Consider the following 18,694-nt stretch of genomic DNA (forward strand, 5'->3'; position numbering starts at 1 on the left):
CTCAGAAGCTGCAAAGAAAACACGAAAGGAGACGCAGCCATTGACCAAATCATGACCGCTGATAAACAATAAAGGGTGGGTCAAATCTCGGTGAAAATACCGGGTCAGTTCTCAATGAAAACCAACATTGACGGTTTTCAGGACGAACAGCGCGGTAGGCATGCCAAGTTGCATGACCCAGAACCGGAAAAATCACAATCAGGCCGAGAAACCCGGTGATGAGCGAGATTGCTGTGAGCACAACCACAATAGCCCCCCATGTCAACATCACAGGCAAGTTGGCCCAGACCATTGCCATCGAGATCCCCATTGCCGAAAGCGCATCAGTTCTCTCCGAGAGCAACATCGGAACGGCGAAGACGCTAATTGCAAAGGAGAAGGCCACAAAGAGTGCCCCCACGAAACTGCCGGTAATCAGCAGCGCCCAGCCGGTAGGCGTGAACAACAGCATCGGTATCAGCTCATCGGTGCCGGGAAAGGCCACCAAGCCAAAAAACAGGGCATAGATCAGCACCGCCGCCCGTTGCCACAGCAGGAACAGGCCGAGCAGCAACACTCCCATGAACAAGGCCTGACGCGTGGACGCAGGGCGCACGATCAGCATGCTGCCGAAGGTCGGTCGTTCCTCCGCCTCAATGCGGCGGCTTTTTTCGTAGAGACCGCTGGCGATCAACGGCCCCACCAGGGTGAACCCGGCGAGGGCGGGAAAAAGTACGTATTCATAATGGAACTGGAACAGGGCCCAAACGATCAACGCAGAGATCATGAAGACAATAAGGCCGTAAAGCAGGCTAAGTAGTGGGTGGGTGAGGAAATCCGACCAGCCGCGCCGCAGCCATGTGAATGCTGCGGTTTTGGGCAAGTCCCGCGCGTGCGCGCTCTCGCGCGGCAAAGGCGGAACCACTTTTGGAATCATGCCGCCAGCATGCGGATTGTCGGGCGGCGAAATGCTATCGGGGTGTTTGGATCGGTCACTCAACATGATGGTTTCGCCGCTCGATTGGCAGCGCCTTCCTTGTGCGATGGATCAAGAACGCATTCGGTTTGCGAACCGATTGCAACGGTGACGAGATGGGCATTCGCCGCGACAAAGCCGGAGACAAGGAGCACTGCTCCAGTGATGGCCCAGAAGCGTGAAGACGTCATGGCTGCGCCTCCGCAGCTCGGTCCTGGATGTAAAGCGTGAGCATCATTCGATCCGCTTCGGTCAGACGGTCTTCCCAAGCGGGCATCCAACCTTGGCGACCGTCGTGTATGGTCTTAAACATGGTCGCATCGTCACCGCCATAGACCCAGGCATCATCGGTCAGATTTGGAGCGCCCAAATCCTGGATGCCGCGCGCATTGTCGCCATGACAGCTGGTGCAGTTGTCGGCAAAAATAGCCTGCCCTTGCTCCAACCGCTCGGCCGGGACGTCGGGATCAAGCCCCGACAGGGACTGAACATAGTCCACCACCGTGCGGATCTCGGGAACGCTGAGTATGTCGGTTTCCCCGAAGGCCAGCATTTGAGCGAAACGCGTGTCGGGATGTGGCGCATTGATGCCAACCCGCAGAGTTTCCAAGATCGTGTCTGTGTCGTTGCCCCAGAGCCAGGCCTCGTCGATCAGGCTGGGATAGCCGGGTGCTCCGGAAAGATCGGTGCCGTGACATGCCGCGCAATTGTCGCCAAAGAGCGTTGGCGCGGTGCGCTCCACATGTGCCATGAGCTCGGGGATTTCGCGGATTTCTGTCGCGGAGAGTTCGCCCAGCGGAGCGCGCCAGACTTCGATATCTCGGTAGGCTTTGGCGACCTGTTCCTCGACCACGATCGCTTGATCATAGCCCAGAAGCCCCTTCCAATAGGTCGTCACCAGCGGCCATGATGGCATCAGCACCCAGTAGACCAGCGCCCAGATGTGGGTGACTGCCACAAAGAACCAGACAGCCCGCGGGACACGGGTATTGAGTTCCGTGATACCGTCCCATTCGTGCCCCGTGGTCTCGTGACCGGTGAGTGGATCGCGTTCCTTTACCGACATGGGCCCTCCTCGTCGTCCAGCACGCTTCGTGCGGCCTTGTCGAACCGTTTCCCAAAACTTGGACAAAAGGCGTAGATGGTAATCCCGATCGACAAAGCGATCAGGTAGAATAAGCCAAAGGACTTCGCGATGGTCGACAGCGTTTCGTAACTCGTATCCAAGGTATCAATCTCCTTCGGGGATCTGCATGTTTCGAGGTAGATCAGACAGGCCGCCCAAGATTTGTAGATACGCCACCAGCGCATCCATCTCCGTCAAACGGTCTCTACGTCCGTCGAAAAACCGGATATTGGTAGCTTCCCCATAGCGTTCCTCGACCGCATAGGCCCGATCTGAATCAGGAATTGCCTGGCCGCGCGCATCGTCCGCCGCATTGGCGACCTGTTCGTCGGTATAAGGCACCCCGACCGTTCGCAGGGCGGCCAGCCGTCCGGGAAGGCTCGCAGTCTCAAGCGACGTGTTGAGCAAAAATGCATATTGCGGCATGACCGATTCCGGCACCAGTGAACGCGGATCAGCGAGGTGCTGCACTTGCCATTCATCCGAGAACTTCTCGCCTACGCGGGCAAGATCTGGCCCTGTGCGCTTCGATCCCCAAAGCATTGGGTGGTCGTATTGGCTTTCCACCGCCAATGAGTAGGGACCATAGCGGTCCACCTCGTCGCGCAGGGTGCGGATCATCTGGCTATGACAGGCATAGCAGCCTTCACGAATGTAGATGTCCCGTCCGGCTTGTTCGAGCGGTGTATAGACCCGCATGTTCGGATCGGCCTCTACTGTATCATCGATGCTGAAAAGCGGAGCTATCTCGACGAAGCCGCCCACGGCAGCTGCTGCGATGATTCCGATCGTCAGCCCCATGGAATGCCTTTCGGCGCGGTAGTGGGTGCGTGCGTGAAACTCGAAGAACTTCGAGAAGGGTTTGAGAATTTTGCGCAACATGTCCTTCACTCCGCAACTGGCACGGCGGGTTCACCCGCTTCGGATTTAGTCGGATAGTCGAGTTCGTGGGTGTCCTGACGGACCCGTCTGATCGTCATGATGACGTTAAAGGCTCCAATAATGGCTCCAGTCAGGAAGAAGGCCCCGCCGATGGTGCGTGCCACATAGTAAGGGTGCATTGCTACGAGCGAGTCCGTGAAGGAATAAGCCAGCGTGCCGCTTTCGGTATAGGTGCGCCACATCAGACCTTGAATGATACCGCTATTCCACATCGCGAAGACGTAGATCACCGTCCCGATCAGCGCGAGCCAGAAGTGCCATTCAACAAGCTTCCATGAATACATAGATTCCCGCCGCCACAGGATTGGCACGAGCGCATATATTGATCCGAAGGTGATCAGCGCGACCCAGCCCATCGCCCCGGCATGCACATGACCGACGGTCCAATCGGTATAATGAGACAAGGAGTTCACTGCGCGCACTGCCATGAAAGATCCTTCAAAGGTGGACAGCCCATAAAAGACCGCCGCCACCATCATGAAGCGCAACGTCGCATCGTCGCGCACCTTGCCCCAGGCACCGTTCAGCGTCATCAGCGCGTTCCCCGCGCTTGCCCAGGACGGCACCAACAGCATCACGGAAAATGTCATCCCCAAAGTCTGCACCCACTGGGGTACGGCGGTGTAGTGCAGGTGGTGCGAGCCTGCCCAGATATAGAAGAACACGATGCCCCAGAAGGACAGGATCGATAGCCGGTATGAGTAGATCGGCCGCTCCGCCCGTTTGGGCAGGAAGTAGTAAAGCATGCCGAGGAAACCAGAAGTGAGGAAGAACGCTACGGCGTTATGGCCGTACCACCACTGCGTCATTGCATCCTGCACGCCTGAAAAGGCCGAATAGCTCTTCGCAGCACTGAAGGAGGCCGGCACGGCAAGGTTATTGACGATGTGCAGCATTGCCACGACAAGAATGAAAGCCATGTAATACCAATTCGCCACGTAAATATGCGGCTCGTTCCGGCGCGCCAGGGTGCGCATGTAAAGCACGAAGTAGCTGACCCAGACGATCACCAGCCAAATGTCGGCATACCATTCCGGCTCTGCGTATTCTTTGGACTGAGTTATGCCCATGAGGTAGCCCGACGCCGCTATGATGCAAAAGAGATTGAAGCCCAGCAGCACGAACCAAGGTGAAACGTGGCCAGCGAGGCGAGCGCGCGAGGTGCGCTGCATCACGTGATAGGAGGTTGCGATCAACGCGTTGCCTCCAAAGCCAAAAATCACCCCCGAAGTATGTACCGGACGAATGCGGCCGAAGCTCGACCATGCGGCGTCAAAGCGCAGGTCGGGCCACGCCAGTTGAGCGGCGACCCAGACGCCCATGCCCATGGCGACCACGGCCCAGAAAAGCGAGAGCAGAATACCGACCTTGGTTGGATCGTCATAATAGCTGGTCGTGCGGTCTTCCGTAGGTTCAGCTGCGTAAAGCGCATTGCCCACGACAAAAAACAGCCCCCCGGCAAAAAACAGGGTCATCCATCCATGGACACCCATCGGATCATTGCGGCCCGCGATCGCGAGGATAAGACCCGCAAGGGCCAAGACCGCGGTGATCAGCATTGCCTGTTGGCGTTCTGCAACGGTCAAGCGTTCCATCATCTGACATTTTCCTTTCGGGGGGGCATCGGAGTGTCGTCGTCGTGCAAGATGCGTTCAGCATCACCGGCCAGGTCTTCGTATTGGTGGCTTTTCAGGGTCCAGAAAAAGGCGCCGAGGCCAGTTAGTCCCATAAGGATGGTAACGGGAATCAGAAGATACAGGATCGTCATACAGGAACCTCTTGCAACTGGGGTGCGGTGGCTCTGACGGCGTCCTGACTGTTCAGCCGAAGTGAATTGGCCACCACGGCGATGGAGGAGCCTGACATGGCAATCGCAGCGATTAGCGGGGAAACATATCCGGCAATCGCCAGCGGCACCGCGATGCAATTGTAGGCTATGGCAAGTCCGAAGTTCTGTCGGACGATCGCAGCGGTCCGACGAGCCATTCTCAGCGCCAGCGGCACCGCATCCAGTCCCTTGCGCAAGAAGACGAAATCCGCTGCCGCGCGTCCCGCTTCGGTAGCCGAGGCTGGAGACATTGACACATGCGCCATGGCCAGTGCGGCAGTATCATTCAACCCGTCGCCCACCATCAACGGGCGTTCGCCCTGAGCGAGTAGGTCTTGCAGCCGCACAACCTTGTCTTGCGGGGTCAAGTCACCTCGGGCCTCTGTGATACCAAGCTGGTCTGCCACGAGGTTTACTGCCGACGCGGCATCACCTGATAGCATCTCGCTCTCCAACCCAGCTTGGCGCAGGGCTATGATCGTAGCCTGCGCACCTTCGCGGAGGTTTTCGCGCAGCGGAAAGCGCAGCATTGGCGCGTCGGCAAATGCGAAGGCAGGACCTTCTCCCTCACACGCCTTGCCCGCGATCTCGGCCACCCAAGAGGGGCGGCCCAATCGGGCGATGCGCCCGTCGATCCGACCTTCGACCCCAAAACCGGGGTGTTCAGTGATCTCCTCGGCAAAAAGGGTCGGCGTGGAATGCATCCTGGCAATGCAGCGGGCAACGGGATGGGCTGAATGCTCCGCGAGCGCTGCCGCCGCGCGGGCGTCGGCGCTAAACTCGGGCGCGTTGGACAACACCGGGCTGCCGTCGGTCAATGTGCCGGTCTTGTCCCAGACCGCGCGCGTCGCATTTGCCAGACGCTCAAGAGCGGAGCCCTCTTTGAGAAGGATGCCTTCGGCCATCAGCCGACTGGAGGCGACGACATGCGCCACCGGTACAGCCAAGGCCAGTGCGCAGGGACAGGTGACGATCAGGACGCTGATCGCAATAAAGGCCGCACGGTGCCAGTCACCGGTGGCCAGCAGCCAGCCGATGAAAGTGGCAAAAGCGACCAAATGAATAAGCGGTGCGTAAATCTGGGCGGCTCGGTCAGCGATCCGTACATAGGTACTGCGGCTTTCTTCGGCGCCAGCCAGTATCCGCATGGACATTGCGAGAAAGCTGTCCTCTACGGGGCGCAGGGCCACGGCATCCACCGAACCCGTCAGGTTCAAAGCACCGGCTTCGACCTCATCGCCCGTGGCGACCGCCACAGGGGCGGATTCGCCGGTGACAAGGGAGCGGTCGAGATCGCTGGCGCCGGACAAGACGCGCAGGTCCACGGGGACCCGTTCGCCAACGGGGATACGTAGAACCATACCTGGCGTAATGGTCTCGACGGCAACGGGGCGCAGCTTGCCCTCGGGCGTAACCTCCCACGCCTCGCGCACTGCGAGCCCCTGGAGGCCAGTCATGGCTGAGCGTGCTTTGCCGCGCATGCGGTAATCAAGGTAGCGCCCGATCAGGAGGAAGAATGTCAGCGTCACCGCTGCATCAAAGAAAACTTCTCCGCCGCCGCGGATCGTCTCGAATAGACTCAATGCGATGGCGAGCGCGATGGCGAGCGCGATCGGCACATCCATATTCATACTTGCTCGCTTCAACGCGCCCCACGCGGAGACAAAAAAGAAGCGTGCGGCATAGAGCACAATAGGAACGGCGATCAGGGCAGAGATCAGATGAAAACTGTCGCGGGTGGCACCCGAAGCTCCTGACCAGACAGCAACCGAGAGCAACATGACGTTCATCGCGCCGAACCCGCTGACCGCCACGGCCTTGAGAAGGGCGACTTCGGTTTCGTCCTTGTCCTCTGCCGACAGATCCGCACTGTCGATAAGACGGCCCGGATGGCCGATGCGCTCCAGCTCGGCGAGTACAGGATTTAAGGGATCGCCCGGCTGCGTAAGCGTGACGTTGATCCTGCGCAGAGTGAGATTTGCCCGCGCGCGCGCAACTTCGGGTAGCGCCGCGAGAGAGCGCTCAATCTTCGCTACGCAGCCACCACAGCGTATGGTGGGCGAGGTCAGTACAAGCTCGCGACTGTGCTCTGGAGGGCCGGTAAATCTGGAGGGCACGCGAAGAGTCCTGTTGTTAATTTGTCTTCTTATCAGTTAATTCTGTCAGGTTTCTTAATTCAGATCAAATTCTGCAAAAACTCCGTGTTGGAATCTCCCTGCCCAAAACAGTCACTATAGCCATTGACAACAACGTATGAATTCGGGCCAGTTTTTGCGCATGTCGGTCCGTCGTTTGTCAGCTCATCGTTCTGTAGCTCAACGCAAAAACCATCAGTTTACATGGTCGAAACCAGTCGGCGTTTACGGTCAAACTGACCGGTCCAAAGCCGCCGCTGTCGAGACTGACAGCGGCGGCTGATGTGAATTGCTACCCGTTCACGTTTCGAAGCTGTGCGGTGCCACGACCTGCTCCATAAGCGTGTTGTCCCATTCGCCATCGACCACAAAATGCGCTGTTGCGCCCAAGAGGGCCGCTTCGATCAGGTTGTGGTTCACGTAGGCATAAATCCCAGGCTGTTCGAATGTATACATCGCCGCCATGGCCGATCCCCCCCGGCAGAACCAGGTTTCCAAACCGGTGAGCGGGGCATCGGTGAAAGAGCCTGTTTCCCAGACGTAGTTGCCGTGACCACCGATCAAGTGTGGTCTGGAATCCCGGTTGCACTGATTGTGGATCATCAACACGGTTTCACCAACGTTGTATCGCAACGCCCCGCCGCCCGTCAGCGCACCAACCGCACCATTGAAGACCGAGTGGGTCGGTGTGAGCGTGCGCATCGCTTCCAGACTGTCAGCATAGTCCTCGCCTGCAGTCGAATACTGAGTGAAACGACCATCAGCGTCCCGCGGAAGGTAGTAATCCTGCTCGCCAATATAAGCGATGCTGTCGTAGCGCAGCGGATTGCCGTCACCATCCTTCAGTCCGTCGCGGGGCAGAACCATGATTGCACCGTTCATCCCATGACACACATGGTAGGGGATCATCGCGCCACCGGGCGCACAGTGATATGTGAAGCATCCCGCTTTGGTTGCTTTCCATCGCAGCACGGTTTCTTCACCCGGGTAGATGTGGGTGAGTGCGCCGCCGCCAAGAGCGCCGGTTGCGGCGTGGAAATCGATATTGTGCTCCAGCATGTTATTGACAGGGTTCCGCAACGTGAGCTCAACGTAATCGTCTTGATGAACGATGATCAGAGGGCCGGGAACCGAACCGTTATAGGTCATCGCCCAGATGCTGGCGCCCGTATCCTCGTCGACGACGACCAGCCGCTCGCGAGTCTCCATCTCGATTTCGACAATTTTCGGCCCACCCGTCGCGACCTGCTCGTGCTCGGGAGCAAAAGGTGGCGTGACCAGCCTCTGTTTTACGCGGGGCAATCCAGCCAGATCAGAAGGCTCGGCACGTTCGATTGCCTGGGCTTGAGTCTTGATAAATCCCGCGCCGGTCTCGCGCAGCTGCGGTATGGGCATGCGTGCGGGCATGGCTTGAGCACCGGTTATGCCGCCCGTCAACGCTGCCGCACCTGCCAGCGCTGTTCCGCGCAGCACATTGCGTCGACTGGTCGGTGTGGCGCCAGGATTGATGAATTTTTTCATTGAAATATCTCCTGCTTGGCTTTGTTAAGCTCATGCGCGGCATTCATGACGCGCACGAGCAAGATTTTAGAATTCAGCCAGCTGCTTGACGAAGCGTTCCTTGGCTTTTGGGGGAATGCGCCCTGCAAGGAAGTCGTCCGGAGCGGCGATTTCATCTGCCGCATCGCCAACGGCTATGGTCATCACCATCCCCATCGCAAAATGCGGAGCGCATTTGACGGCATACAGCCCTTCGGCATCGAGGGTGACTTCGATTTCCTCGTTGATGCGACCCTTGAACGCATCGGCGCCCTCGGGAAGCATTCCGACGATGGCCTCAGCGTTGTGGCTCTTGTCGGTCGCCAGGAATTTGACGGTGTCACCTGGCGCGATCTGCAGGAAGGCAGGCTCGAAAACCATAATCTCCCCATCATCGCCGCGGTTCAGCATCTGGACCTCGTAGGTCTCGGCATAGGCAGCACCCCCCATCAGGGCGGCAACCGCGAAGCCTTTAATCATTGTGCGGATCATCGAATGTTCCTTTCGCTTGTCCATTTGTGATGATTGCTATGTAAGGGAGTGCGGGCGCCGAACGTTGCGCCAGCACAAACAATGCGGCGAAACAGGTGGGCCGACTGCCATGCGCGCAAATTGACGAACGTGCGCATGTCCAGGTGTCTCGGTGACGGAGGGTAAAATGAACTCGGTTCGGACAACCCTGCCACGGCTGGACGAAAGCCTGCTGACACACATGCCGCCATTCTCGAAACTGGACAGGCGGCAGATCCGAGAAATCCTGGATCTGGCGACCTCGCGACGCTACGACCTCGGCGTTAATGTCTTTGAAGAAGGCATGCCTGCCGAACGCTTCTATATGCTGCTTGACGGTCACATTCGGGTCATCCGCACCACGGAGTCCGGTGAGCACGTCACGGTGCTGCATATTCCAAACGGACAGCTTTTCGGCATCGCGAAGGCGTTGAACCGAGACACCTATCCTGCGACCGCAGTCACAGCGACAGAATCGATCGCGTTAAGCTGGCCCACGCGACTTTGGAGCATGTTCGTCAAGGAATACGACGGATTTGCCACTGAAACGTACGGCACAGTCGGCAAGCGTATGGCCGAAATGAACGACCGGATCATTGCCATGACCACACAACAGGTCGAACAGCGCATCGCGAACGCAATTCTGCGGCTGATCAGCCAATCTGGCAGAGAAGTCGAGGATGGGATCGAAATCGATTTTCCGGTCACGCGTCAGGATATTTCCGAACTGACCGGCACGACCCTGCATACGGTCAGCCGCCTGCTGAGCGCATGGGAGAAGGACGGCATCGTCGAGAGTCGGCGCAAGAGGATCAAGGTCTGCGAGCCGCACCGTCTCGTAAAGCTCGGACAATCCTGACCGATGTCAGACACAACATCAAAACCTGCTCAAGGTCAAAGCTCCATCCCTTCGTCGACCGCGTCCTGTAACTCCTGAAGGAAGATTTCTTGGTCGATGCCATATTCCCGGCAGACGTCCGTCACCGTGCAAAAGCGGTCAAACGCACACCCTACGCAAAGCATTCGATGACGCATAAAGACCTGGATCGTCTGCGGCCACCGCGCCATGAGCACGGATAATGGCAAATCAAGGGCGTCGTGGCGCATGGGTTCCTCCTTTTCTTGCACTGTAAGACGATTGCTGTTCGCCACTTTGTGCTGGCGCAAACTCGTTGGTCGGATCCTGTCTTAGGTTCGGCATCGTAGAGAGCGAAAAAGAGAGACAAGATTGATGGGATTCCTGACCACGTCACGTGGATCGTACGGGGAGCATTGCCTTCTTGCCCGGCGCTTTGGGCGTAAGACCACATGATCATCTTCCAACGCTTTCAATAAACGACGTGCCGCTCACAGCTGCGGCAAATCCCCACGTAGGAGAACGCTTTGTCACAGTCCTCTGCTGCCCGTATGCGCGCCTGGCACGGTCCAGCGCTTCTGACCTACGGCTTCCGACCCTTCTTCCTGCTCGGCGCTGTCTGGGCGGCGGTAGCCATGGGTCTTTGGATATTGATGCTTGCAGGGGTGTTCAGCCCAGCAACGCGGATGGATCTGGTATCCTGGCACGCCCATGCCTTTCTTTTCGGATACCTTGGCGCAATCATCGCTGGTTTCCTGCTGACGGCGGTTCCGAACTGGACCGGGCGATTGCCTGTCGTGGGCTGGCAGTTGGGCGGCTTGGTTCTGCTCTGGTTAGCCGGACGGCTGGCAATCCTGGTCTCCCAGCACCTGCCGATGGGATTAGCAGCAGGGATCGACCTCGCCTTCCCCATTGTGCTTGGCGCGGTCATCTTGCGCGAAATTCTCGCTGGGAAAACTTGGGGCAACCTCGTCGTATTGGCGCTTCTTGCGATATTTACCTTGGCCAACGTTTTATTTCATCTCGACGTTGCCAACGGTGACATCGCTGCGAAGGGCATTGGCCTGCGCCTTGGACTCGCTGCGGTGATTGGCATGATTGCCCTGATCGGAGGACGCATCTTGCCGTCCTTTACGCGAAACTGGCTGGTCAAACGCGGCACCAAATCACTGCCAGCCCCGCCCATGCAGCGCTTCGACAAGGTGACGTTGCTGATCAGTGCCGCCATTCTGCTGTTGTGGGTATTGACGCCCGACAGCTGGATCACAGGCCTCGCGATGATCATGTTCGCCATATTGCACACTGGTAGGCTTGTCCGTTGGAGGGGCTATCTGACCGGAGCCGAACCACTGGTCTGGATACTGCATTTCGCTTACGCGATGCTGCCGTTGGGTGCTGTATTGATCAGTCTGTCAAACCTGCGCCCTGATCTGGTCGATCCGGCAGCCGCGCAGCATCTGTGGATGGCAGGCGCACTGGGATTGATGACACTGGCGGTGATGACACGTGCGACACTGGGCCATACCGGACAAACACTGCACGCAGGCAATGGCACTGTCGCAATCTATTCGGCTTTGATCGGCTCAATGGTTGTGCGGCTGTTCGCGGGCAACTTTCCCGGAAACCTGGGATATGAAATCTCCGCAGCTCTCTGGATAGCAGCCTTCATGGGGTTTGCGGTCGTCTACGGTCGGCTTCTCGCGCGACGTAAAGCAACGGTGGCGTGATGAGCTGGTTCGGCTTCGCAGGCATTTTCGCCGCATTTTTCGCAACACATTCCATTCCTCTTCGTCCTGCGTTCAAGTCCCCGCTGGTGGCGTGGCTTGGTCGGCGATGGTTTGGCGTGATCTATTCACTCTTGTCACTGATCATGCTGGCACTTCTTATCCATGCGGCTGGCCGAGCACCCTACGTACAGCTTTGGCCTGTCGCCGAATGGCAGTATCGCGTTGTGCAGGGCGGCATGCTGGTTGTCTGTCTGCTCCTCGCAATGGCCGTGGGACGACCAAATCCGTTTTCCTTTGGTGGATGGGAGAACGCACGATTTGAACCTTCACGACCCGGCATCGTCCGGTTGAGCCGCCATCCCTTGCTGCTTGCGCTGGCGCTGTGGGCCGGACTGCATCTGCTACCCAACGGCAATCTTTCACATGTCATCTTGTTCGGATGTCTTGCGACCTTTGCGCTGGCAGGACAATCGTTGATTGATCGCCGCAAAAGACGCGAGCTTGGTGACGTTGTCTGGCAGGATATGCACAACGAAGTGGCGCGCGCATCGCTTTTAGGCGCTCCCCTTTCACGGACAAGTACGGCACTTCGCATCGCCGCAGGCGTCGCGCTCTACGCGTTTCTGGTCGCGCTCCACCCTGTCGTGATCGGCGTACCTGCAGGCTGAGTGACGAGCTGAAACTCAGTCCGGACGGTATTCCTTATTAAGTACGGCTCAAAGTGTCATGAAGCGTAATCTGTTAACGACTGGCAGGCATGTGCATTTGGTAGTTCCTTCGCAGGCCTTGAAAAGGCTCCATCCTGGCAACATACTCAAACCAAGCGGGGACGACTTCGCCCAACCGGTTGGTTTACACGCGGGACGGCCCGAACTTTCTCAATCGGGACCAAACTATGCGCAGCACCGCAGATCGTATCCGCCAGGCTCTCAGCTTCGAACTCATCGGTTTGTTGATCGTCACGCCACTGTTCGCCTGGTTGTTTGACCACACCATGAGCGAGATGGGTATGCTGGTCCTGCTTGGCGCCACAGCCGCGACGGCGTGGAATTACATTTTTAACCTGACCTTCGACCACGTTTTGAACTGGCGTCGGGGCGCCACCCATAAGACGATGCTCTTGCGGATCGCGCATGCTGTATTGTTCGAGGCGACGTTGCTTGTGCTGCTCTTGCCGCTGTTCGCGTGGTGGCTGGGGACTTCACTGCAGGCGGCGTTGGTTATGGAAGTGACATTTGCCGGCTTCTATCTGGTCTACGCGTTCGTGTTTACCTGGGGTTACGATACTCTCTTCCCGCCGCAGCGATCCGGGCAGGGGGCCTGACAATGGAAGACGAGAGCGTCAGAGGCACCGCACCCTGTTTTGCTCATCTGCTTGTCGATGGACATCTGGTTGATCCTGCCACCGCACAGGACGTGGCGCGGTTTCGGCGGGCAGAGAGATCGCGGTTGATTGCGGCACGTTCGCTGTCTTCGGAGGCGCGGTTGCAGGCAATGGCAACCTTGATAGCAGAGCTTGACGACTTCATCGCGCCACAGGCCAACATGTGCATCGCGGTCTATTGGCCGATCCGGGGCGAGCCAGACCTGCGTCCTTGGATGCACAAGGTGCAGGCAGCAGGCGCGCAGGTTTTGTTGCCGGTGATGGTTGCCGAGCAGACACCGCTTGAATTTCACACTTGGTGGCCGGATTGCCGGATGAAACGCGGTTTATGGAATATTCTGGAGCCTGCGGAGGGCGAGGCGCGTGTCCCCGACGTCGTTATCGCTCCCCTCGTCGGTGTGGATGAAGCACTGTACCGGCTGGGGAATGGCGGTGGATATTATGACCGCACGCTGGTTAGGCTGAATCCGCGACCGCGTGTCGTGGGTGTGGGCTTTGCGGGTTGCCTTGTGCCAACCATCTATCCGATGCCGTGGGATGTCCCAATGGATGTGGTGGTGTTGTCCGACGGGTCGCGGCTACAAAGGTGAGACGCGTGCCTTGGAGGTGTGGCTTCATTCAGCCCCATCGACTGCAGCCGCAACGGTGAATTCTTTCAGCCAAGCGTCGCCGAGAAAAGGCATCGGATCGGCGCCCTCTCTTTCAGCAGGTCATGGCCGAGCCCGCGACCAACGCGGTGGTTATATTGCTTTGGATTGCGCACACGCAATCGTCCTGAGCCCGTCCGGTTTCAAGGCAAGGGCCGGACGGGGAACTGCCAACTTTCCCAACTAAAAGTCGCGGCGCAAAGCCACCGTTTCCAGCTGTTCGAGCACCTTGAAGAATGTCTCAAGTTCTGCGGGAGGTATTCCGTCGGTCAACGCCTGTTGGCGGCGGAACATGATTGGCAGGATTTTTTCCTTCAGGGCGCGCCCTGCGTCGGTGGCGTTGAGCGGATGGCGACGCTTGTCGCTCTTATCTTGAACGGACACGATATAACCCTTTTCCACCAACCCCTTGACCGAGCGGCTGATCAGCGCCTTGTCCAGACGACTTTCCTTCATGATCACACTCATAGTGGCGGACGACTTGCTGCACAGAATGAACAGTACCCGCCATTCGGTCAGGGTGATATTGCTATGCGCCGACAGTGTTCGCGTCGCCTGTACATTCAGCGCGGTTTGTAACTTGGACAACCGATAAGTCAGATACTGACGCAAATCGCTTTGGGATATGGATTGTTCGCTGTCATTCATGGATATTAAGATCCAGTAATTCTTGGGGGGCTGCAGGTCCACCGTACAGCTTCGAGTAAATTAAGCTGACCCGTTACAGCAAAATTCCGATTGGTTTGAGTTGTCAACTTGCAGTGATGCTTATGGTTTTCGCGATCCTCAGTGCGATGGATATCCCCTGTGTGGTTCTTTGAATTTTATGCAGAAAAGGCAAAGCATCATGGGATCAACGCGGCTGCCGCTATGTCCCGATGCAACGCTTTTTCGGTGATTATGAAATGGCCTCGCTTCAGGCGGAACCCAGAAGATTGGCTGATTTCTCCTAACCGGAAGCAACTACGTTCTGGCGAAGCCGGGACCTTGCAAGGCAAGCAGGCAGAACTCTCCCGACAGTCCTGCTTCTTCTCGTGGATAATAGGGATGGATTTTATGGCTGAATGGATCGGCGATGGTCGACAGTTCCGGCTTCTGGACGTGCGGGATGACTTCAACCGTGAAGGCCTGGGCATCGAGATCGACTTCTCGCTACCCGCCGCGCGTGACGTCAGGGCGCTGTCATAGCCCCTCAATTAGCGACATTCCAGAGGTGCTATGGCCCAGACTATATCAGCAGCACCATTCATGGAATGGGCGGCACACAGGAGGATCGCCCGTCCCACATCAGCCCGGAAAGCCGCAGCAGAACGCCAAGTGGCTCTGGTCTTACACCAACGAGCGCCCCAACATGGGCAACGGCGGCATGGCCCCGCCCAGAAACTGAAGATGCCGCGTAAATTCTACAACCAATCCCCCGCAAAAATGGGGGGATTACCCGTCCAGCAGCAGCGCAATTTCTGGCCTGGCGGAAACTATGCGACATTACCGATGGGACTCCTCACCTGCAACAAGGTCGGCGAGGGTTTGACCGAGTGGCGCGGTGGGATCTGCGAGATCGAGAACGATGTCCAGGTGATTGCGCGCGGGTTCACATCTATAGGTGCCTTGGCTGGCACCCTGTTCATTGACAAGTGCTGCGAAGGCTTTTGCCTGATCATGGAAGGGGCGCGTTTCATTCTGCCCGTGCGTGATGATCCGATGGGGGCCGGGTCGGTGTGAAGCCTGCAGGGGCGACCAGTCTGCGGCTTCTTTGGGGGTCATGCGGGCTTCGTCCTTCAGGAAGCTGTCAGGGATGCCGGACAGGTCATAGATGCCGCTGACCAGCAGCAGCGCCTTGATGTTGGGAAGCAACGGGGGCGTGGTGTCGCCGGGCGCTTGTGCCGCCAGCAACGAGGCCAGATGTGCGCCGGCGGAATGCCCGCTGGCGGTGATGCGTTTCTGGTCCGCCCCGATCTGCGGCGCAAGGGCGGCAATATGGCAAGCGGCGGCGCGGACTTGTGCCACGATGTCGCCCAGGCGCGTTGACGGCATCAGCCCGTATCCCACCAGCGCACAGATGCCGCCCACCGCGAGGACGGGCTCCGCCACCAGCGTGTGCGCGTCCTTGCTGCCCGCCCGCCAATAGCCGCCGTGAATGAAGATGTGCAAAGGCGCGTCAGACACGTCACGAGAGGGAAAGACGAGATCGAAGTTTTGCCGCGGACCGGACCCGTAGGGTATGTCACGCTCCATGCGGTTGCGCGCCGCCACCTCCCGGCTGCGGGTTTCGGTCTCGGCCATGATCGCATCAAAATTGGGGATGAAATCGCGGTTGCGGTAAAGATCGGGTTCGGGCATTTGCGGCTCCTTGCGTGGTCAGAACTCGACGGCGAAGTACTTCGGCTCCAAGAATTCGAGGATGCCGGTCACACCGCCCTCGCGTCCCAGCCCGCTTTGCTTGACACCCCCGAAAGGGGCGGCCGGGTCTGACATCAGACCTCGGTTGATCCCCAGCATACCGGTTTCGATACCACGGCCAACCCGCATCGCACGGGTGATGTCGCGGGAATAAACATATGCGGCGAGGCCGTATTCGGTAGTGTTGGCCATCCGGATCGCTTCGTCCTCTGTGTCGAAACGATAGATGGCGGCCACTGGCCCAAAGATTTCCTCGTGCGCGATGGCCGCATCGGTAGGCACGTTTTCAATCACGGTCGGGGGGTAGTAATAGCCCGATCCGGGCTGTGGCGTACCGCCAGTCGTCACCTGGGCGCCGCGCTCTTTCGCTTCCGCCACAAGCCGGTCGATCTTTTCAACAGCCTTGGTGGTGATCATCGGGCCACATTGCGTCTCCGCATCGTAGCCCGCGCCCAGCTTAAGAGCCTGCATCCGCTGCGTGAGCCCCGCAACAAAGGCGTCATGAATGCCCGATTGAACGTAGAACCGGTTGGCTGCCGTGCAGGCTTCTCCGCCGTTTCGCATCTTGGCGACCATCGCACCGTTAAGTGCTGCATCCAGGTTCGCGTCGTCCATCACGATAAAGGGCGCGTTGCCACCCAACTCCATCGAACAACTCACGACAGTTTTCGCGGCTTCGGCCAGCAGGATGCGACCCACGCCGGTAGAGCCGGTGAAGGATAGCTTGCGCACGCGCGGATCGGAAAGGATTGCGCTGCTAACCGGGCCGGGGTCAGAGGTGGTGATTACGTTTACAACGCCGGGTGGCACGCCCGCCTCGGCTCCCAGCCGCGCCATGGCGTAGGCGGTCAGCGGCGTTTCCGACGCTGGCTTGAGGATCACGGTGCAGCCCGCCGCCAGTGCCGGGCCGATCTTGCGCGTGGCCATCGCCGCAGGGAAGTTCCAAGGCGTGATCAGCAAAGCGATGCCAATGGGGTCATGATCGACAAGGATATGGTGTGCACCGTTTGGCGTGTGGCGATACTCACCGGGGATACGGGTGGCTTCTTCGGCATACCATCGGAAGAATTCAGCAGCGTAAGCAACCTCACCGCGCGCGTCGGTCAGAGCTTTTCCGTTCTCGAGAGAGATCAGCAGCGCAAGCTCCTCGGCGTGCTCGGTCATCAGCGTGAACCAGCTGCGCAGGATTTCTGACCGCTGGCGTGGGGGCGTCTCGCGCCAGCCCTTCGCAGCGGCGTCCGCCGCGTCGACGGCGCTCATCGCCTCGGCGATGTTGGCGTCGGGTACTTCGACAAGGGTATTGCCGCTGGACGGATCGGTGACGGGGATCCCGTCCCCCGCGACCCATTTGCCATTTATGAACAACCCCTCGGCGTGAAGCTGAGGATCGGCGTAGCCGGTGAAGACGTTATCGAGGACCATTCGTTTCTCCTATTGGGTCGAGGCGAGCGCGGCACGGTTACCGCTGTAGGCAGCACCAACGAGGCGGCGCATGTCGGGCAGGGGCAGGGGGCGGGGATTGTTCTGGATCAGCCGCGCGATGCTGCAAGACTGTTCTGCCACCCAGTCAAGGCGATCTTCGGCCAATCCCAGTGCCTTGAGCGTTGGCGGTATGCCGATCCGGTCAAAGAGCGCGGAAACGGCAGGGATCACGGCGTCGCGGTCGGGCAGGCCGGTCGCTTGGGCAAACTGGTCCAACTCATTGCCGATCATCGGCGCGTTCCAGGCCATGACGTAGGGCATGAGGCAAGCAACTCCCGCGCCGTGCGGTGTGTGGGTCAACGCACCCACGGGATACTGGATCGCGTGGGCTGCCGCGGTGCCGGCCACGCCGAATGCGAGACCAGCCATTGTCGCCCCCAACATGACGTTCGCCCGGGCGTCGGCGTTGCTGCCATCGGTACAGGCGGCTTCCAGACCTTCCCACAGCAGCGAAATGGCCCGGAGAGCAAATGCGTCCGAGGTGGCATTCTTGCCGACGAAGACGCGGTCCTGCGCCAGACCAGGAACCGGGTCGTGGCGGATGGCCGTGAACGCTTCGATCGCGTGGGTCAGTGCGTCGGCCCCGGCGATGGCGGTCAGTGACGCAGGGCAGGTCATCGTGAGGTTTGGATCGCAGATTGCGACGGTAGGGATAATGTGGGGCGACGAGATGCCGACCTTGAGCTGTCGGTCGTTGTCGGAAAGCACCGCGACGGGCGTGACCTCGGATCCGGTGCCGGCGGTCGTCGGGATCGCAATCAGTGGCAAAACGGGGCCGGGAACCTTGAATTCTCCGTAGTAATCCTGCGGCTGGCCGCCATGAGTCAGCAGGATCGCCACGCATTTCGCCATGTCGAGGCAGGAACCGCCACCGATACCAATCATCAGATCGGGGGCAAAGTCCCGGGCCGCCTCGGCGCTGGCGATGGCGGTGTGGACCGGCACGTCGGGCTGGGTGGAACAATCGAGCCTCACTGCAAGGCCTGCGGCCTCTAACTGCGCAATGGCGTCGTGGATCAGATTGTCATTGGCCAGCCGTTCGTCGCTGACGATCAGGGCGCGCTGGCCCAGTTGCTTTGCAATGCGCGTGAGAGCAGCGCTTTGTCCTGCGCCGAATATCAATTCCTGCGGGGCTCTGATCGTGCCAAATATCGCCATGTTGT

The 18,694-nt window shown here is 58.8% G+C and carries 19 protein-coding genes and 1 pseudogene; 6 read left to right on the forward strand and 14 right to left on the reverse strand.

Annotated elements, in window-relative coordinates; all coding sequences use genetic code 11:
* Nucleotides 1–49 precede the first annotated feature (49 nt).
* The 9 genes from NTA49_RS16770 to NTA49_RS16805 all read right to left on the reverse strand — a co-directional run bounded on the left by NTA49_RS16770 (nt 50) and on the right by NTA49_RS16805 (nt 9,017).
* Nucleotides 50–982: a DUF2189 domain-containing protein gene (locus tag NTA49_RS16770; protein WP_258295963.1), complete on the reverse strand. Its 933-nt coding sequence runs from the start codon at nt 980–982 to the stop codon at nt 50–52.
* Nucleotides 983–1,142: 160 nt separating this feature from the next.
* Complete coding sequence (gene ccoP / locus NTA49_RS16775) at nt 1,143–2,021, reverse strand: cytochrome-c oxidase, cbb3-type subunit III (RefSeq protein ID WP_258295964.1); 879 nt, start codon at nt 2,019–2,021, stop codon at nt 1,143–1,145.
* Complete coding sequence (locus NTA49_RS17310) at nt 2,012–2,266, reverse strand: cbb3-type cytochrome c oxidase subunit 3 (RefSeq protein WP_408637153.1); 255 nt, start codon at nt 2,264–2,266, stop codon at nt 2,012–2,014. The genes ccoP and NTA49_RS17310 overlap by 10 nt, the downstream gene beginning before the upstream one ends.
* Nucleotides 2,187–2,963, reverse strand: a complete 777-nt coding sequence (gene ccoO, locus NTA49_RS16780) for a cytochrome-c oxidase, cbb3-type subunit II (RefSeq protein ID WP_258295965.1) — start codon at nt 2,961–2,963, stop codon at nt 2,187–2,189. Before ccoO ends, NTA49_RS17310 begins: the two co-directional genes overlap by 80 nt.
* A 5-nt stretch (nt 2,964–2,968) precedes the next feature.
* The gene (gene ccoN, locus NTA49_RS16785; protein WP_258295966.1) at nt 2,969–4,621 is read right to left on the reverse strand and encodes a cytochrome-c oxidase, cbb3-type subunit I; all 1,653 of its coding nucleotides are present in this window, start codon (nt 4,619–4,621) and stop codon (nt 2,969–2,971) included.
* The gene (gene ccoS / locus NTA49_RS16790; RefSeq protein WP_258295967.1) at nt 4,618–4,791 is read right to left on the reverse strand and encodes a cbb3-type cytochrome oxidase assembly protein CcoS; all 174 of its coding nucleotides are present in this window, start codon (nt 4,789–4,791) and stop codon (nt 4,618–4,620) included. Before ccoS ends, ccoN begins: the two co-directional genes overlap by 4 nt.
* Nucleotides 4,788–6,968 carry a heavy metal translocating P-type ATPase gene (locus tag NTA49_RS16795; RefSeq protein ID WP_258295968.1) on the reverse strand — a complete coding sequence of 727 codons (2,181 nt, stop codon included), beginning with the start codon at nt 6,966–6,968 and terminating at the stop codon, nt 4,788–4,790. Before NTA49_RS16795 ends, ccoS begins: the two co-directional genes overlap by 4 nt.
* A 318-nt stretch (nt 6,969–7,286) precedes the next feature.
* Nucleotides 7,287–8,507: a copper-containing nitrite reductase gene (gene nirK, locus NTA49_RS16800; protein WP_258295969.1), complete on the reverse strand. Its 1,221-nt coding sequence runs from the start codon at nt 8,505–8,507 to the stop codon at nt 7,287–7,289.
* Between the two features lie 66 nt (nt 8,508–8,573).
* Nucleotides 8,574–9,017, reverse strand: coding sequence for a pseudoazurin (locus tag NTA49_RS16805; protein WP_258295970.1), 444 nt, complete (start codon nt 9,015–9,017; stop codon nt 8,574–8,576).
* A gap of 166 nt (nt 9,018–9,183) precedes the next feature.
* Here NTA49_RS16805 and NTA49_RS16810 point away from each other — a divergent pair, with 166 nt between their 5' ends.
* Nucleotides 9,184–9,894: a Crp/Fnr family transcriptional regulator gene (locus tag NTA49_RS16810; RefSeq protein ID WP_258295971.1), complete on the forward strand. Its 711-nt coding sequence runs from the start codon at nt 9,184–9,186 to the stop codon at nt 9,892–9,894.
* 35 nt (nt 9,895–9,929) lie between these two features.
* On the opposite strand, the gene NTA49_RS16815 is transcribed toward NTA49_RS16810, so the two are convergent.
* The gene (locus NTA49_RS16815) at nt 9,930–10,142 is read right to left on the reverse strand and encodes a hypothetical protein (RefSeq protein ID WP_258295972.1); all 213 of its coding nucleotides are present in this window, start codon (nt 10,140–10,142) and stop codon (nt 9,930–9,932) included.
* A gap of 300 nt (nt 10,143–10,442) precedes the next feature.
* Between NTA49_RS16815 and NTA49_RS16820 the strand changes: the two genes are divergently transcribed.
* The 4 genes from NTA49_RS16820 to NTA49_RS16835 all read left to right on the forward strand — a co-directional run bounded on the left by NTA49_RS16820 (nt 10,443) and on the right by NTA49_RS16835 (nt 13,592).
* Entirely contained in the window at nt 10,443–11,618 is a 1,176-nt protein-coding gene (locus NTA49_RS16820) for an NnrS family protein (protein ID WP_258295973.1), read from the forward strand.
* Nucleotides 11,618–12,286 (forward strand): NnrU family protein, encoded by a 669-nt coding sequence (locus NTA49_RS16825; protein ID WP_258295974.1) that lies wholly within the window; start codon nt 11,618–11,620, stop codon nt 12,284–12,286. The genes NTA49_RS16820 and NTA49_RS16825 overlap by 1 nt, the downstream gene beginning before the upstream one ends.
* 227 nt (nt 12,287–12,513) lie before the next feature.
* Entirely contained in the window at nt 12,514–12,942 is a 429-nt protein-coding gene (locus NTA49_RS16830) for a PACE efflux transporter (protein ID WP_258295975.1), read from the forward strand.
* A 2-nt stretch (nt 12,943–12,944) separates the two neighbouring features.
* Nucleotides 12,945–13,592, forward strand: a complete 648-nt coding sequence (locus tag NTA49_RS16835) for a 5-formyltetrahydrofolate cyclo-ligase (protein WP_258295976.1) — start codon at nt 12,945–12,947, stop codon at nt 13,590–13,592.
* Between the two features lie 240 nt (nt 13,593–13,832).
* Here the strand turns inward: NTA49_RS16835 and NTA49_RS16840 are convergent, their stop codons facing one another.
* The gene (locus tag NTA49_RS16840) at nt 13,833–14,297 is read right to left on the reverse strand and encodes a MarR family winged helix-turn-helix transcriptional regulator (RefSeq protein WP_258295977.1); all 465 of its coding nucleotides are present in this window, start codon (nt 14,295–14,297) and stop codon (nt 13,833–13,835) included.
* Between the two features lie 399 nt (nt 14,298–14,696).
* Between NTA49_RS16840 and NTA49_RS16845 the strand changes: the two are divergent.
* Nucleotides 14,697–15,047 (forward strand): annotated as a pseudogene (locus tag NTA49_RS16845) (IS3 family transposase); the annotation flags it as partial.
* 87 nt (nt 15,048–15,134) lie between these two features.
* On the opposite strand, the gene NTA49_RS16850 reads toward NTA49_RS16845, so the two are convergent.
* Genes NTA49_RS16850 through NTA49_RS16860 form a run of 3 tightly spaced genes read right to left on the reverse strand, consistent with a single transcriptional unit; the run spans nt 15,135 to nt 18,689 of the window.
* Nucleotides 15,135–15,989 carry an alpha/beta hydrolase gene (locus tag NTA49_RS16850; RefSeq protein ID WP_258295978.1) on the reverse strand — a complete coding sequence of 285 codons (855 nt, stop codon included), beginning with the start codon at nt 15,987–15,989 and terminating at the stop codon, nt 15,135–15,137.
* 18 nt (nt 15,990–16,007) lie between these two features.
* On the reverse strand, nt 16,008–17,471 hold the full coding sequence (locus NTA49_RS16855; RefSeq protein ID WP_258295979.1) for an NAD-dependent succinate-semialdehyde dehydrogenase: 1,464 nt from the start codon (nt 17,469–17,471) through the stop codon (nt 16,008–16,010).
* Nucleotides 17,472–17,480: 9 nt separating this feature from the next.
* On the reverse strand, nt 17,481–18,689 hold the full coding sequence (locus NTA49_RS16860) for an iron-containing alcohol dehydrogenase (RefSeq protein WP_258295980.1): 1,209 nt from the start codon (nt 18,687–18,689) through the stop codon (nt 17,481–17,483).
* Nucleotides 18,690–18,694 lie beyond the last annotated feature (5 nt).

Origin of the sequence: Pseudosulfitobacter koreensis (assembly GCF_024733015.1) — a bacterium.
Taxonomy (GTDB): domain Bacteria; phylum Pseudomonadota; class Alphaproteobacteria; order Rhodobacterales; family Rhodobacteraceae; genus Pseudosulfitobacter; species Pseudosulfitobacter koreensis.